This window comes from Variovorax sp. CF079 (assembly GCF_900101545.1).
GTDB lineage: Bacteria > Pseudomonadota > Gammaproteobacteria > Burkholderiales > Burkholderiaceae_C > Variovorax.
In genome coordinates this window covers 199,481-215,617 of the sequence record NZ_FMZU01000003.1, presented here as the reverse complement: position 1 = coordinate 215,617, position 16,137 = coordinate 199,481, and the positions used below count along the sequence as shown (strand labels likewise).

Genomic DNA, 16,137 nt, shown 5'->3' with positions numbered 1-16,137 from the left:
GGGGGAGGTTAGCCAATGACCAAGCCCGTCGACCGCCCCGCCGACATGGTGCCGATGACACGCGAAGGCGCGGTCGCGGTGCTGACGCTCCGCTTCCCGGCGCGCCGCAATGCCTACTGCCTGCAGATGCGCACCCAGCTTCGCGAACGGCTCGAAGCGGTAATGGCCGATGCCGAGGTCCGCGCGATCGTGCTCACCGGCGCCGGCGGACACTTCTGCGCCGGCGGCGACATCAGCGAGATGGAAGCGCGCACGCTGCTCGAGAACCGCGAGCGCTGGCAGCTGGTGAGCGCGCTGATCCGGCTCATCGCACTCGGGCCGAAGCCGGTGGTTGCGGCAGTCGAGGGCTCGGCGATGGGCGCGGGCCTGTCGATCGCCTCGCTCGCCGACCATGTGGTCGCTGCGCGAGACGCGAAGTTCGGTGCCGCGTTCGTCAAGGTGGGCCTGATGCCGGACATGGGCGCGCTGTGGAGCCTGCAGCACCGGGTCGGTCGTGCGAAGGCCCGCGAGATCCTCGGCCTCGCGCGGGTGTTCGACGGCGCGGAGGCGCACCGGATCGGCCTGGCCAACGAGCTCGCCGAGTCCGGCGGGGCGCTGCCGCAAGCGCTTGCGGTGGCGCACGAATACGCGGCGCTGCCGCCGGTGGCGAACGCGCTGCTGAAGAACGCGCTGGCGCAAGGCGTGGACAGTCTCGATGCGGCGATCCGCAGCGAGGTGGAGTTCCAGGCCGCGGCCATGGCCAGTGCCGACCATGCCGAGGCGGTGCGTGCGTTCCTGGAAAAGCGCGCGCCGCGCTTCGAAGGCCGGTAGTTGGAACATCTCGTCACTTACTGAAGACCGCGACCATGACTCGGGTGCGCTGCGAGCATTGGCGTGACGGCGGCGTGCTGCAGCTCGTGCTCGAGCATGCGCCGGTGAACAGCCTCTCGCACCCGATGCGGCTCGCGCTGTGGCAGGCGCTGGAGGCGGCGGATGCCGATGCTTCGGTGCGGGCGATCGTGATTGGCGGCGCCGGCCGCGGCTTCTCGGCCGGCGGCGACTATGCCGAGCTGCACTCGCCGCTGCAGCGACAGTGGCCGGCCCTGTCGGCCCACCTGTTTCCGCGCATCGAGGCGTGCACGAAGCCGGTGATCGCGGCAATCCACGGCTTCGCGATCGGCGGCGGCTTCGAGCTCGCGCTCGCTTGCCACTACCGCATCGCACAGCGCGACGCACGCATCGCGCTGCCCGAGCTGAAGCACGGCGTCGTGCCGCCGAGCGGGTCGCAGCGCCTGCCGCGTGCGGTCGGCGTGAGGCGCGCGCTCGCGCTGATCCTCGCGGCCGAGCCGGTGCGCGCCGATCGCTACGCCCAGACGCCCTTGTTCGCTCGCTTGTGCGATGCCGACCCGCTGGCTGCCGCCCGCGCGTTCGCCGCGGCGCTGGAGCCGGGCCGGCCGCCGGCGTCGGCGCTGCTGCGCCACCGGCCGCTCGAGCGCACCGGCGCGGCCGAGGCGATTGCCGCGTGTCGCGCCAGACTGGCCGATGCAGCCGTGCCAAGCCAAGCCGCTTTGCGCTGCATCGACGTCGTCGAATGCGCTGTGCGCGCCGCGGACTTCGACGGCGGGCTCGCGGCTGCGAAACAGATCCACGACGAGCTCTCCGCCCGCGCTGGCGCGGGCGGCGCCTGAGCTCGGTTGATATTAATAAACATATCAAGCGGCATGGGCCTGCGGATCGGGCCGGTCACGGAGCGCCCCCCGCATCATCAAGCTCGGGTAAACCCGGTTGCGGCTGGAAGCGGCGCCATCGAAGATTTGCCGAGATAATAAAAAATAGAACGATGTAAACATAGTTGAACGCTTTCGCCAGCAACGATCGAAGGAGATCCTGAGATGGCAAATTGGCTCATCACCGGCGTCTCGAGCGGCTTCGGCCTCGAGCTCGCCCGGGCCGCGCTTGCGCGCGGCGACACCGTTGTCGGCACTGTGCGCCAGCCTGCGCAGGCCGATCGCTTCGAGCAACTCGCGCCCGGCCGCGCCCATGCGCTGCTGCTCGATGTGACGCGGATCGAGGCGGTTGAACCGGCCGTGCAGAAAGCCCTGAAGCTCGCCGGCACGATAGACGTGCTGGTCAACAACGCCGGCTACGGCCTGTTCGGCGCGATCGAGGAAGTGTCCGATGCCGAAGGGCGCCAGGTGATGGACACCAACCTGTTCGGCCCGCTCGCGGTCGTGTGTGCGCTGCTGCCGCACTTGCGCGAGCGGCGCGCCGGGCACATCTTCAACATCACGTCGGTGGCCGGCGTGATCGGCTTTCCTGCCTGCGGGCTGTATGCCGCCTCCAAGTTCGCGCTGGAAGGCGCGACCGAGGCGTTGGCGACCGAGCTGGCGCCCTTCGGCATTCGGGTGACGATCGTCGAGCCGGGCGGCTTCCGCACGCAGTTCGCCGGCGGCTCGCAGCGCCAGGCGGCGCTCCGGATCAACGCCTACGCCGGCACGCCTGCGCACAAGGCGCGTGACCACATCGGCCACTACCACGGCCACGAGCCGGGCGACCCGGCCAAGGCGGCGGCCGCGATCATCCAGGCGCTGGAGGCGCCGCAGCCGCCGCTGCGGCTGGTGCTCGGTGCCGACGCGGTCGGCATGCTGCGCGGGGCCTACGAAGCGAGGATGAAGCAGCTCGCCGAGTGGGAGAGCGTGTCGGTCGCCACGGCCATCGAGCCAGGCCGGTGAGGAGGGCAGCATGACACCGATCCGCCGGCAACTGGTCGACATGATCCTCGACCCGAACCTCGCCTACGACCTGCCGACCTCCGACGTCGAGGCACTGCAGCTTCGGGCGGCGCAGGAGCTGTTCGAGGAGCGCAAGGCGCAGATCCCGCTGCTCGCGCGCCGCGCCGAGGACGCCGGCATCGAGCGCATCGGCAAGCTGGAGGACCTGGTTCCTCTGCTGTTCGCGCACACGGTCTACAAGTCCTACCCGCCGTCCTTCGTCGAGAAGGGGCAGTGGGGCCGCATGCTGCAGTGGCTGAACACGCTGTCGGTGGCCGACACCACCGGCGTGGACGTCGACGACGTGAAGGACGTCGACGACTGGCTCGCGCGCCTGTGGGAGGCCGGCCACCGGGTGCTCGCGACCAGCGGTTCGTCTGGCAAGTGCTCGTTCCTGAACCACACGGTGGGCGACAACGACCTGAAGAGGCGCCACTTCAAGTACTCGGTCGGCTGGCCGTACGTGCGCGCGAATGCGGATCGCACGGTGTTCTGGCTCGGCCCGTCCAGGGGCACGAGCAGCGCGACCGAGGCCGCCCAGTTCAACTTCGAGAACTTCGGCAAGCCGGGGCAGACCTTCGCGCTGACCGACCAGCCGCTTCGGATCGCCGATGTCAGCCGGATGGCGGCCATGCGCAAGAAGATGGGCGACGGCAGCGCGACGCCCGACGAGATCGCCGCCTTCGAGCAGGAGGCCGCGCGCAAGGGCGCCGAGGGGCGCGAGGGCTTGCTGAAGCTGCTCGACACGATCCTCGACCGCCGCGCGGAGCCGATGCTGATCTCGGGCATGTGGGCGCAGTACATGGCGCTGATCGCCCGCGCACGCGAACGCGGCATCGGCGACGGCGCGTTCCATCCCGACACCGTAGTCAACGCCGGCGGCGGCATCAAGGGCGTGCCCTTGCCGCTGGATTACAAGGAGCAGGTCGACCGCTTCTTCGGCCAGGTCGTGCGCCCGGGCAACTACGGCATGACCGAGCTCGCGCAGGTGATGCCGCGCTGCGAGGCCGGGCGCTACCACCGCGCGCCGGCGCTGATTTGGCTGATCGTCGATCGCGATGGCGAGCGCCTGCTGAGGGCGCAGGACGGCGAGGATGGCGTGGTCGAGGGCCGCTTCGCCTTCCTCGACCTGCTCTACGAAGGACGCTGGGGCGGGCTCATCAGCGGCGACAAGGTGAGCGCCGACCTGAAGCCGCGCTGCCCCTGCGGCCGCCGCGGGCCGACGCTGTTCGACAACATCACGCGCTTCGCGCAGCCGGGCGAGGACGACCACATCGGCTGCGCCGGCACCATCGACGCCTATGTCCGGGGAGCGATCGCTGCATGAACACGACCACCACCATGGCGAGTGCCGCGGTCCCGGTCTGCCACGTCGTGCAAGGCAGCGTCGTCACCGGAGCGGCCCGCGAGTACGGCAGCCCGCAGGCGCGCTTCGCAACCCCGGCGCTGAACCTGAACGCGCTGGTGTGGACGCGCCGCGAGCCCGGCCCCGCCTTCGACACGCCGCTCGCGGAGATCATCGACCTGCTCGTGGCGACCGGCGAGCGGCTGAAGCGCGACCCCGACGGGCTGCTCGCCGAGGCGCTCGAGTTCAGCATGCGGACGAGCCCGTTGCCGCGCGACGTGCTGCAGCGCTCCTATGCCGGGCTTGGCCGCGTGTTCGACCGCCGCGGCTTGATCTTCCAGGTCGAGCAGGAACTCGGCGGCACCGACGTACTGGACGGCTGGCGCGTCATCGCCGGCGCGCCGAGCGGGCGCACCCACCGGATGCGCGCGTTCCCGCCGCGGCTGATCCACGTGATCGCCGGCAACGCGCCGGGCGTGGCCGCGATGTCGGTGGTGCGGGGCGCGCTGACGAAGGGCGTGCACCTGATCAAGCTGCCTTCCAACGATCTCTTCACGGCCACCGCGATCCTGCGCACGATGGCGGCGGTCGCACCCGGCCACCCGCTGGTGCGCTCGTTTTCGGCCGCCTACTGGCGCGGCGGCGACGCCCAGGTCGAGAGCCTGTTGTTCCGGCCGCAGTTCTTCGACAAGGTGGTGGCCTGGGGCGGTGAGAGCACGATCCGCAGCGTCAAGCAATACATCGGCCCGGGCTTCGAGCTGGTGGCCTTCGATCCGAAGACCTCGATCTCGCTGATCGGCCGCGAGGCCTTCGCTTCCGACGCCGCGCTCGCCGAAGTGGCCGAGCGCGCAGCGACCGACGCGACAATCATGAACCAGCAGGCCTGCGCGTCGAGCCGGGTGCAGTTCGTCGAGGGCTCGGTCCAGGAGGTTGATCGCTATTGCGCGCTGCTGCAGGCGCGGCTGGGCGTGCAGCGCGAGACTTGTTCTGCGGTCGGCAGCCCGCTGTCGGCCGAGCTGCGCGACGAGATCGACGGCCTGCGCGGCATGGAGCCGCATTACCGCGTCTGGGGCGGCTACGAGGGCCGCGGGCTCGTGATCCGCTCGGAAGAGCAGGTCGACTTTCATCCGGACGGCCGCGTCGTCAACGTCGTGCCGGTGACGAGCCTCGCCTCGGCGGTGGGCTGCGCCAGCGTCGCGACGCAGACCGTCGGCGTCTACCCGCCGGAGCGCAAGGCCGAGTTGCGCGATGCACTCGCTGCGGCCGGCGTGCAGCGCATCGTCGAACTCGGCAAGGCGGTGGCCTTCGAGGCGGGTATCTCGCACGACGGCTTCCTGCCGCTGAACCGCTTCGTACGCTGGGTCAACGACGAAGGCTGAGCGGTCGTGCGGGGCCTTCGCTGATATCGTGAAAGATATCAACGAGCAGGCGTACCGATGACAAAACCCAATCCCCGGAGCGAATCCTCATGGGCCGAGTTGCTGAAGCAGAAGCGCACCGCGGCGGGCTGGTCGCAACGCGAGCTGGCGCGGCGCGCCGGCGTGCATCAGCCGCAGATCGTGCGCGCCGAACGGGGCGACGACCTGCAGCAGTCGGTGCTCGCACGCATCGCGGCGCCACTCGGCCTGGCGCCGACATTGGCGCCCGTGGCGCCGGCGGCGGCGGCGGCGTACGACGATGTCGTGCAGCCCAATCTCGAGAGCTGGCGCCGTGCCTGGCCGCAGGTCGATCCCCAGGTGTTCGCGGTCCTGGCGCGGCTCACGCGCCTCGGGCATCACATCGAGCGCAGCATCGCGTCGCTGGCCGCAGCGCAAGGGCTGAATTCCGGCGAGGTGATGGTGCTGGGCGCGCTGCGGCGCATGGGGCCGCCCTTCGAGAGCACGCCCACCGGGCTGAAGGAGCGGCTGTGGATCTCGCTGCCGGGGCTGAAGAAGCGGCTCGACCGGCTGGTCGCGCGCGGACTGGTGGAACGGGTCGACAACCCGCTCGACCGGCGCGGGCAGATGGTCCGCATGACGGCGCGCGGTGACCAGACGCTGGACCGCTTGATGACGCACCCGGCACCGGTCTTCAAGGCGGTGCGGGCGTTGGCCGAAGACGAGCGCCGGGGGCTGTCGAACAGCCTGAGGCGCCTGCTGCAGCAGTTGGAGGGCGGCGCCGAGGGTCCCTTCGACGGGCCGGCTTAGACCTTCCGATCCAATCGCTTTCTGCGACGGTCTCGGAAGCAGGTGACAAGGCCCCTGGGACGGGGCGCGAGGAGACATTCGTGAAGCTCGATCCCCCAAAGGCAGCCGAGAGCCGCCGCTGGTTGCTGATCCTCGCCGTGCTGGTGTTCGCCGAGGTGAACAGCTCCTTCGAGGTCGGCATGATGTACGGCGCCCTGGCCACGCTGATGCGCGAGTTCGGCGATCCGGTCGGCGTCGGCTGGCTGATCACGGCCTTCCTGCTCGTCGGCGCGGTATCGGCCGGCTTGAGCTCGCGCCTGGGCGATCTGTACGGCCGGCGCAGGCTGCTGATCCTCACGCTGGTGTTCGCGATGGCCGGCTCGCTGATCGGCGCCTTCGCCACCAGTCTGCCGTGGCTGATCGCCGGCCGCGCGGTACAGGGCATGTCGGCGGCGCTGCTGCCACTCACGATCGGGCTGGTGCGCGAGCACCTGCCGAAGGAGCGCGTGCCGGTGGGCATCGGCTGGGTCGCGGCGATGGCGAGCTTCACGGCCGGCGCGGGCATCCTGCTCGGGGGCTGGCTGGTCGATCATGCCGGCTGGCGCTGGATCTTCTGGTTCTCGGTCGGCCAGACGGCGCTGTCGATCGTGGCGGTCGCGTGGCTGCTGCCGCCCTCGGTGCAGCGTGCGGTGGTGGGCGGTCTCGACCTGCTCGGCGGGGTGCTCTTCGCGCCCGGCGTCGCGCTGCTGCTGTGGGCCGTCACGCGCATGAAGGGCAGCGGGCCGGCCGACCCGGTCACGCTCGGGCTGATCGCGGCCGGCTTGCTGGCGATCGCGGTCTGGGTGCGCCACGAATGGCGCCACCCGCAGCCCATGATCGACGTACGCCGCTTTGCCGAACGCCAGACCGGGCTGGCGATGGGACTGATGGCGCTGTTCGGCCTCGGCACGGCGCAACTGATGCTCGTGATCCTGCTGCTCGCGCAGCAGCCGGCGTGGACCGGCATCGGCCTCGGCCTCACGGCCACGCTGGCCGCGTTGATCAAGTTGCCCGCCAGCCTTGCGGGACTGTTCGGAGCGCCCTGGAGCGGGCATGTCGCGGCCCGGCATGGCGCGCGGCGGGCGGCCCTGATCGGTAGCGCCGTGATCTGCGCCGGCTGGGTGGCCGTGCTGCTGCATCACGACGCCGTGTGGCTGCTGGTCGCAGTCGCGTTCCTGATCACCCTCGGCGGCTCGATCCTCTATGCGGCGATCCCGAACCTGATCGTCGAGGTCGCGCCAACCGATCGCACCAGCGAGATCAACGGCATGTCGCATGTGGTGCGCACCGTGGGCACCGCGATCGGCACGCAGTTCGCGACCTTGCTGCTGGCCAGCTCGACGGTGGCCGATGCGACCCGGGGCTCCGGCACGCATCCAAGCCCAGGCGCCTATCTGCTCACCTTCGCCTTCGTCATCGCCTGCGCCGGCGCCGGCGTGCTGCTCGCCATGGCCTTGCCGCGCCGACACAGCACGGGGGCGCCGCTGCCGTTGCAGGTGCCGGGTCGATCGGGATCACCGGGTAACTACTGATAGTCGTTGGTTGACGTGCCAGTGGTCCTGTGCAACGATATGAACACTGTTCGAGTATTGGCATGACGCAACGACCAACGCAAGGCGGCGCGACACGCCGGCCCGGCCGGTTCCCCATTCGTACAAAACTGGAGACTCGATGAACAAAGACCGAGGGATTCGCCGCCGCACTCCGCGCGGCGAACGCGCCTTGAAGGCGGCCTGCATCAGCGCGGCGGTGGCCATGGGCGCGCCTGCGGCCGCCTTCAAGATCGACACCGGCTCGCCCGACCTGGAGCTCACGCTCGACACCACGCTGCGATACAACGCGGCGATGCGTACCGGCGAACGTGATCTCCGGCTCGTCAACTCGCCGGCGGTGGACGAGGGCAACTGGCTGTTCGGCAAGAACGACACGGCGCTGTCGCGCTTCGACGTCTACACCGAATTCGACCTGAACTATAAGAAGAACATGGGCTTGCGCCTCAGCGCGGCAGGCTGGTACGACAATAACTTCCCCGACAAGAGCCGCAGCGACCCGCGCTTCGCGACCGTTCCGAACTATGCGCGCAACGAGTTCACACCCTACATCGACCGCTACTACAAGGGCCCGTCCGCCGAGTTCATGGATGCCTTCGCCTGGGGCAACCTCGGCTTCGGCGGCACGTCGCTGAACCTGAAGGCCGGCCGCTTCGCCTGGCTGCCCGGCGAATTCCTGTTCGGCAACGGCGGCAGCGTGTCCTATTCGATGGCGCCCAACGACGGCCGCAAGTCGGACCTGAGCCCGGGTGCCTCGGCCAAGGAAACGGCGCTGCCGATCGGCCAGGTCGGAGCCACCTGGCAAATCAACAACCAGTTCTCGCTGATGGGCCAGTACACGGCCGAATTCCGCTCCTCGCGCATTTCCGAAGGCGGCACCTTCTGGCAGGTCAACGACACCGCGCTCGAAGGCCCGACCTTCATTTCCAACCCGGCCGTGCGGCGCGGCGAGTCGTTCCAGGGCGACAAGGGCGATGTGGCGCTGGGCCTGAAGTGGTCGCCGGAGAAGCTCGAGGGCGACGCTTTCGGCCTCTGGCTGCGCCGCTTCGACGACAAGACGCCGAGCTGGCTGAGCCAGATCGCGGTCGGCCCCAACGGCTCGCGCATCGGCCGTGCCGTCTACGCGAAGGACATCGAGCTCATCGGCCTGACCTACAACACCTTGCTCGGCGGCTGGGGCACCGGCATCGAGCTGAACTACCGGCGCAAGATGCCGTTGAACGTGCGCAGCGGCTTCGCATTCGGCACCTTCCCCGGCCTCATCAACGACCCCGGAATGGAAGGCCCGCGCGGCAACACGGTCCACTTCCTGATGAGCGGCGTTTCCACCATCAACAAGAATGCGCTCTTCGACTCGGGCTCGATCGCGCTGCAGTTCGACGCCATGCACCTGGCCAAGATCACCAGCGGCGCGAATCTCTACAACGGCGAGGGCGGCAACCCCGCCTGCACCAACAACCTGGTGCTGCGCGGCTGCTCGACGCGCAACGCCGCCAGCATCGCCTTGTCGTTCACGCCGACGTGGCAGCAGGTCTTCCCGAGCGTCGACATCTCCGCGCCCCTGTTCGTGACCTACGGCCTGGCGGGCAATGCCGCCGCAGTCGGCGCCGGCGTCACGCCCAAGGGGTCGTGGCTGATCCGTCCGGGCATCCGGATCGAGTACCTGGCCGGCAAGTACAAGCACCAGTTCGACCTGGCCTACACCGCACGCGGCGGCAAGACCGGCAACCTTGCCACCGGCCCGGGCGCAGCGCCATTCTTCGCCTCCGGCCTGGCGAACTTCCGCGATCGCAACTACGTGAGCTTCACCTACCAGACCGCGTTCTGAGCACTTTGGAAGGAACCGAGATGAACATTCGACACATTGCAACCGCCGCGCTGTGCCTCGGCATCGGCGCGAGCTTCGTTCCCGCAGCCAACGCCGAGGACGGCGATCGCCTGCCCTGGGGCGCCTTGAAGGCGGCCAGCAAGGACGGCAGCATTCCGGCCTGGGACGGCGGCCTTCCGGCCAGCACCAGTCCGCCGGGCTTCAAGAAGGACTCGGGCTTCTGGGTCGACCCCTATGCCGCCGACAAGCCGCTCTACACCGTGACCGCGGCCAACATGGCGCAGTACGCCGACAAGCTCTCCGAGGCGACGAAGGAACTGCTGAAGCGCTACCCGAGCTTCCGCCTCGATGTCTACCCGACACGCCGGCCGGCCAACTACTCGGCGTGGTACGTCGAGAACACCCGCAAGAATGCCGCCGGCCGCTGCAAGGCGATCGAGGACGGCGAAGCGGTGACCGGCTGCTTCGGCGGCATGCCCTTTCCGGCTCCCAAGACCGGGCAGGAGGGGATGTGGAACCTGATACTGACGAACAAGGGCGCGTCTTCGTGGACCTACGGCCAGGCCTGGTACGTGGATGGCGGCGGCAACAAGGTCATGACGGCCGAGGTGAACAACCGCAACCAGAACGACTACTTCAACCCGAAGCTGAGCGCCGAGGAGTTCTACGCCAAGGGCGGCCAGTACTTCATGAACAACAACATCTATACCGCACCGGCGCGAATCACCGGTGAAGGCAACCTGCAGCGCAAGTTCATCAATCCGGTGGCGCAGCCCGACAAGACCTGGGCCTACACGCCGGGCCAGCGCCGCGTGCGGCTGTCGCCGGACGCGAGCTACGACTTTCCGGTCGCCACGGCCGCCGGGGCCATGCTGTACGACGAGATCTACGCGTTCTCGGGCCGGCTCGATCGCTTCGATTGGAAGCTGGCCGGCACCAAGGAGATGCTGATCCCGTACAACGCCTACAAGTACCTGGCCTCCAAACCCGACGACGTCCTGATGAAGGGGCACCCGAACCCGGACGCGATGCGCTGGGAGCTGCACCGCGTCACCGTGATCGACGCCACGCTCAAGCCCGGTGCGCGCCACGTGGCCGCCAAGCGCCGCTTCTATCTCGACGAGGACATCCCCGGCGCGGTGGTGGTCGACGCCTGGGATGCCACCGGCAAGCTCTCGCGCGGCATCCTGAATCCGACGGTCTGGGCCTACGACAAGCAGGCAATGGTGCAGGGCGGCACCTTCTACTTCGACTTCGGCACCGGGGCCTGGTACAACTCCTCGATCCTCGGGGGCTACAAGGGCCTGTTCGTGGACATCGACACGGTCGATGCCGACGCGTTCTACAGCCCCGAAGGCCTGGCACGCCGGACCCAGCGCTGAGTGCACGCGAGAGTGGCCCACGGTGCCTTGTCCTCCGCTCGTGCCATGCCGCAGCTGAGAGCCCTCGCGACGATCGCGGCCTGCCTTTGGGCGTCGATCGTGGTCGCCGCGGCGGCCGGGCCGCCCGCACCCGCTGCTTTCGTCGATCCGCTCGATGCGCCGGCGCGCATGACGCCGCGCTCGCTTCGCGCGCCGGCCTATGCGCTGGCGGTGGTCGATGCCGAGCATGTCGTCGCGGTCGGCCCGCGCGGCCACATCCTGCGCTCCGCGGACCGCGGCAGGACCTGGGAGCAGCGTCCGGCGCCGGTCAGCACCGACCTGCTCGCGGTGCAGTTTCCGTCCTCGACACAGGGCTGGGCGGTGGGCCACGACGGCGTGGTGCTGCGCAGCACCGACGGCGGGCTGAACTGGCGCCGCGTGCTCGACGGCCGCAGCCTCGGAGCGCTGATGGTCTCGTACTACGAGAAGAAGGGCGTGGCCGGCGATCCGGCGCTCGCACGGGCGCGCGACGAGGCGAAGCGCATGGCCGAGGAGGGGCCGACCCGGCCCTTCCTCGCAGTGCACTTTCGCGACGAGCGCGAAGGCTGGGTGGTCGGCCAGTTCAACCTGATCCTGCACACGGCCGATGGCGGCGCGACCTGGGAGCCGTGGCTCGACCGCACCGATAACCGCGACGGCTACTCGCTGCATGCCATCCGCCAGGCCGGCGACCAGGTGGTGATCGTCGGCGAACTCGGCCTGGTGATGCGCCTGGACGCGGCGGCCGGACGCTTCGTGCGCATCGAAACGCCGTATCCCGGCACCTGGTTCGGCATGGCGGCCTCGAAGGACGCGATCGTCGCGCTCGGCCTGCGCGGCACCGCCTGGCGCTCGACCGACGCAGGCGCGAGCTGGAAGCCGCTGGCCACCGGCACCCACGCGGCCCTCAATAACGGCGTGCTCCTGCCCGACGGCCGGCTGGTGCTGGCGACGCAGGCGGGCGAGCTGCTGATCGGCGCCGCGCTCGGCGACAGCTTTGCGCCGATGGCGCCGATGCCCGGCCTGGGCGCGGCTTTCGACGTGGTCTCGATGGAAGCGGACTGGCTGCTCGTCGCCGGCCCGTTGGGCGTGCAGCGGCTGGCGATGGCGCCGGCGGCGAGGTGATTAAACAGACCCTAGAGCGATGAACATCGGCAGCAACGAGACCTTCGAGGTCATCCCGGACCCCTCCCGCTTCGACCCGCGCTCCGGCAATGCGCTCGAACGGCTCATCTTCAATCACCGCCGGGTGATCCTCGTCGTCTTCGCGCTGGTGTCGATCTTCCTTGGCTGGCGGTCCACGCAGCTGACGATCAACGCCAACTTCGAGCGGATGATCCCGCGCTCGCATCCCTACATCCAGAACTACCTCGACAACAAGACCGAGCTGCGCGGGCTGGGCAACCAGCTGCGGGTGGTGGTCGAGAACACGCAGGGCGACATCTACGACCCCGAGTACCTGAAGTTCCTGGCTTCGATCAACGATGCGCTCTACATCATGCCGGGCGTCGACCGGCCGTGGCTCAAGTCCCTGTGGACGCCGGTGTTGCGATGGGGCGAGGTGACGGAGGAGGGCATGCGCGGCGGCCCGGTGATGCCCGAGCGCTTCGACGGCTCGCCGGCCAAGATGGAGGCGCTGAAGGCCAACATCGCACGCTCGGGCGCAGCCGGCCGCATCATCAGCGACGACCAGCGTTCGTCGATGATCGTCGTGCCGCTGCTGGACCGTTATGCCGACAGCGGCGAGCCGATCAACTACCTGAAGCTGTCGCGCGCACTCGAGGAGCAGGTGCGCGCCAAGGGCACGGGCAAGTTCCGCGTCTACATCGTCGGCTTCGGCAAGCTCGTCGGCGACCTGATCGAGGGCCTCGCGACGGTGATCTCCTACTTCGCGATCTCGGTCGCGATCGCGGCGCTGTTCGTGTTCGCCTACACCCGATGCCTGCGCAGCACCGTGGTGCTGGTCGTCACCGCGGTGGTCGGCGTGATGTGGCTGATGGGCCTGCTGCAGATCCTCGGCTACGAGCTCGATCCGTATTCGATCCTGGTGCCCTTCCTGCTGTTCGCGATCGGCCTGTCGCACGGGGCGCAGAAGATGAACGGCATCATGCAGGACGTGGGGCGCGGCACGCACAAGTACGTCGCCGCGCGCTACACCTTCCGCCGCCTGTTCCTGGCCGGCCTGACGGCGCTCTTGACCAACGTGGTCGGCTTCATGGTGCTGATCATCATCGACATCCCGGTGATCCGCGACCTGGCGGTGATGACCAGCATCGGCGTCACCGGGCTGATCTTCACGAAGCTGGTGCTGATTCCGGTGCTGCTGTCGTACACCGGCGTCAGCCCCAGGGCCGCGCAGCGCTCGTTGAATGCCGACGCGGCCGAGCAGGCCGGGCGCTCCGCGATGGGCCGCGTGTGGACCGCGCTGGAGCGGCTGACCGAGCGGCGCTTCGCGTTGATCGCGATCGTGGCCGCGGCGCTGCTGGGGGCCGGCGCGCTGAGCCTGCGCACGGGGCTGAAGATCGGCGACCTCGACGAAGGCGCGCCGGAGCTGCGCCGCGATTCGCGCTACAACCTCGACAACGCCTACATCGCGCGCCACTACGGCCTGTCGAGCGACCAGTTCGCGGTCATCGTGAAGACGCCGAAGAGCGCCTGCGACCGCTACGAGGGCCTGGTCGAGGCCGAACGCCTCGGCTGGGAGCTCGAGCATGTGCAGGGCGTGAAGGCGGTGACCTCCTTCGCCGAGCAGACCAAGCGCGGGGTCGCTGCGTCGAGCGAGGGCTATTTCAAGTGGAACACGCTGGCGCGCGACCCGCGCATCCTCGGCCCGGCGGCCAACCGCGTGATCCAGGACAACCCGGACGCGATGAATCCGAACTGCTCGCTGTTCGCCGTCACGGCCTACCTGAGCGACCACCGCGCCGACACGCTCGACCGCGTGCTGAAGGCGGTGGAGGGCTTCGCAGCGACGCACAGCCGGCCCGGCGCGGAGTTCCTGCCCGCGGCCGGCCCGGCCGGCATCGAGGCGGTGACCAACATCGTCGTGCGCCAGTCGTTCTACATCATGCACGTGGTGCTCTACATCGCGGTGACCCTGCTGTGCTTCATCACCTTCCGTTCGTGGCGCGCGGTGGTGGTGGCGCTGGTGCCGCTCATGATCACGTCGATCCTGTGCGAGGCGATCATGGTGTTGATGGGCATCGGCGTGAAGGTCGCAACGCTGCCGGTCATCGCGCTCGGCGTGGGTGTCGGCGTCGACTATGCGCTGTACCTGCTGTCGGTGCAGCTCGCGGTGCAGCGTCGCGGCGGCAGCCTGCGCGAGGCCTACAAGCACTCGCTCGAATTCACCGGCAAGGTCGTCGCGCTGATCGGCGTGACGATGGCCGCCGGCGTCGTGACCTGGGCCTGGTCGCCGATCAAGTTCCAGGCAGACATGGGCATCCTGCTGACCTTCATGTTCCTGTGGAACATGATCGGCGCGCTGGTGCTGATTCCGGCGCTGTCACACTTCCTGCTGCGCGATGTGAAGCAGCGGGGCACGACCGTCTTGCCCGCGGCCACCGCGGCGCACGCGTGAGCGCATCGGGGGCGCTGCCCGTCGGCGACGCCGGCCGCGGCCATTCGATCGTCGTTGCGCTGGTGGGCGCGGAGATCATCAGCTCGTTCGAGGTCAGCATGATCTACGCGGCCCTGCCGACGCTGATGCGCGACTTCGGCGATCCGGCCGGCGTGGGCTGGCTCATCACTGCCTACCTGCTGGTCGGATCGGTCTCGGCGGGCCTGTCGTCGCGGCTCGGTGACCTGTTCGGGCGCAAGCGCCTGGTGCTCGCGATGCTGACGTGCTCGGCGAGCGGATCGCTGGTCAGCGCCTTGTCGAGCGGGCTGCCGGGATTGATCTGCGGCCGTGCCTTGCAGGGCATGTCGGCGGCCTTGCTGCCGCTGGCCATCGGCATCGTGCGCGAGCGCCTGCAGGCCGAGCGCGTGCCGGTGGCGGTCGGCTGGCTCACTGCGATGGCGACCTTCAGCGCCGGCGCCGGGCTGCTGCTCGGCGGGCTGCTGGTCGACCACGCCGGCTGGCGCACCATGTTCTGGTTCGGCGCGGTGCACGGCATCGTGGCGATGGTGCTGGTCGCGCGCTGGGTGCCGGCGTCGGCGGCCGCCGCTGGCGGCGCGCGGATCGACTGGATCGGCGGCATGCTCTACGCCCCTGCGGTGGCCGCGCTGCTGTGGGCCGTGTCGCGGCTGAGGGCGCACGGGCTCGGCGACGTCGCGACGCTGGCCGCGCTGGCCGGCGGCGTGCTGCTGCTGGCCGCGTGGTGGCGCCACGAGTGGCGGCACCCGCAGCCGATGATCGACGTGCGCCGCATCGCGACGCGCGAGGTCGGCCTGCCGATCGGCCTGATGTTCCTGTTCGGTCTCGGCACTTCGCAGACGATGCTGGTGCTGATGGGCCTCGCGCAGCAGCCGCCGTGGACCGGCATCGGCCTGGGCCTGAGCGCGACGATGGCCGGCCTGCTGAAGCTGCCGTCGAACTTCATGGGCCTGTTCGGCGCGCCGTGGGGCGGCCACCTCGCGGCGCGGAACGGCGCCCGCAGCGCTGCGCGGCTCGGCACCCTGATGATCCTGGCCGGCTGGATCGGGCTGACCGCGCTGCACTCCACCGCCTGGATGCTCGTGGGGTGGGTGATGCTGGCCTCGCTCGGCGGGGCGATGCTGATGTCGGCGGTGCCGAACCTGCTGGTGGAGGTGGTGCCCGCCGAGCGCACCAGCGAGTTCGTCGGCTTGTCGCAGGTGGTGCGCACGCTCGGCACCGCGATCGGCACGCAGGCCGCCAGCGTGCTGCTCGCGCTGGCGGTGGTGCACGGCGAGACGCAGCCGCATGCGGCCTATCCGAGCGCCGACGCCTACCTCTGGACGATGACGGCGATCACGGGTGCGTGCCTCCTGTGCGCGCTGGTCGCCTGGGCGCTGTCGCCGCGGCCGGCGCATGCGGCCGCGCAGGGCGCTGCCGGCATCGGCGTGTCGGCACGACGCGGCGCCTGATCGGGGGCCTTGCC

The 16,137-nt window shown here is 69.5% G+C and carries 12 protein-coding genes; all 12 read left to right on the top strand.

Annotated elements, in window-relative coordinates:
- Positions 1-15: 15 nt before the first annotated feature.
- The 12 genes from BLS74_RS05330 to BLS74_RS05275 all read left to right on the top strand — a co-directional run bounded on the left by BLS74_RS05330 (position 16) and on the right by BLS74_RS05275 (position 16,123).
- A complete protein-coding gene (locus tag BLS74_RS05330) occupies positions 16-810 on the top strand; it encodes an enoyl-CoA hydratase/isomerase family protein (protein ID WP_093103531.1) in 795 nt (264 codons plus the stop codon).
- Between the two features lie 35 nt (positions 811-845).
- Entirely contained in the window at positions 846-1,667 is an 822-nt protein-coding gene (locus BLS74_RS05325) for an enoyl-CoA hydratase/isomerase family protein (RefSeq protein WP_093103529.1), read from the top strand.
- 204 nt (positions 1,668-1,871) lie between these two features.
- Entirely contained in the window at positions 1,872-2,711 is an 840-nt protein-coding gene (locus BLS74_RS05320) for an oxidoreductase (protein WP_093103528.1), read from the top strand.
- Positions 2,712-2,721: 10 nt separating this feature from the next.
- Positions 2,722-4,077 (top strand): hypothetical protein, encoded by a 1,356-nt coding sequence (locus BLS74_RS05315; RefSeq protein ID WP_093103527.1) that lies wholly within the window; start codon positions 2,722-2,724, stop codon positions 4,075-4,077.
- Positions 4,074-5,474, top strand: coding sequence for an acyl-CoA reductase (locus tag BLS74_RS05310; protein ID WP_093103525.1), 1,401 nt, complete (start codon positions 4,074-4,076; stop codon positions 5,472-5,474). Before BLS74_RS05315 ends, BLS74_RS05310 begins: the two co-directional genes overlap by 4 nt.
- A gap of 57 nt (positions 5,475-5,531) precedes the next feature.
- On the top strand, positions 5,532-6,281 hold the full coding sequence (locus BLS74_RS05305; protein WP_093103524.1) for a MarR family transcriptional regulator: 750 nt from the start codon (positions 5,532-5,534) through the stop codon (positions 6,279-6,281).
- 80 nt (positions 6,282-6,361) lie between these two features.
- Complete coding sequence (locus tag BLS74_RS05300) at positions 6,362-7,831, top strand: MFS transporter (RefSeq protein ID WP_093103522.1); 1,470 nt, start codon at positions 6,362-6,364, stop codon at positions 7,829-7,831.
- Positions 7,832-7,970: 139 nt separating this feature from the next.
- Positions 7,971-9,677: a DUF1302 domain-containing protein gene (locus BLS74_RS05295; protein WP_093103521.1), complete on the top strand. Its 1,707-nt coding sequence runs from the start codon at positions 7,971-7,973 to the stop codon at positions 9,675-9,677.
- Between the two features lie 20 nt (positions 9,678-9,697).
- Positions 9,698-11,059, top strand: coding sequence for a DUF1329 domain-containing protein (locus tag BLS74_RS05290; protein WP_093103519.1), 1,362 nt, complete (start codon positions 9,698-9,700; stop codon positions 11,057-11,059).
- A gap of 45 nt (positions 11,060-11,104) precedes the next feature.
- The gene (locus BLS74_RS05285) at positions 11,105-12,202 is read left to right on the top strand and encodes a YCF48-related protein (protein WP_093103518.1); all 1,098 of its coding nucleotides are present in this window, start codon (positions 11,105-11,107) and stop codon (positions 12,200-12,202) included.
- Positions 12,203-12,221: 19 nt separating this feature from the next.
- On the top strand, positions 12,222-14,657 hold the full coding sequence (locus tag BLS74_RS05280) for an efflux RND transporter permease subunit (RefSeq protein WP_093103516.1): 2,436 nt from the start codon (positions 12,222-12,224) through the stop codon (positions 14,655-14,657).
- On the top strand, positions 14,654-16,123 hold the full coding sequence (locus tag BLS74_RS05275; RefSeq protein ID WP_093103515.1) for an MFS transporter: 1,470 nt from the start codon (positions 14,654-14,656) through the stop codon (positions 16,121-16,123). The genes BLS74_RS05280 and BLS74_RS05275 overlap by 4 nt, the downstream gene beginning before the upstream one ends.
- The last annotated feature ends 14 nt before the right edge of the window (positions 16,124-16,137 follow it).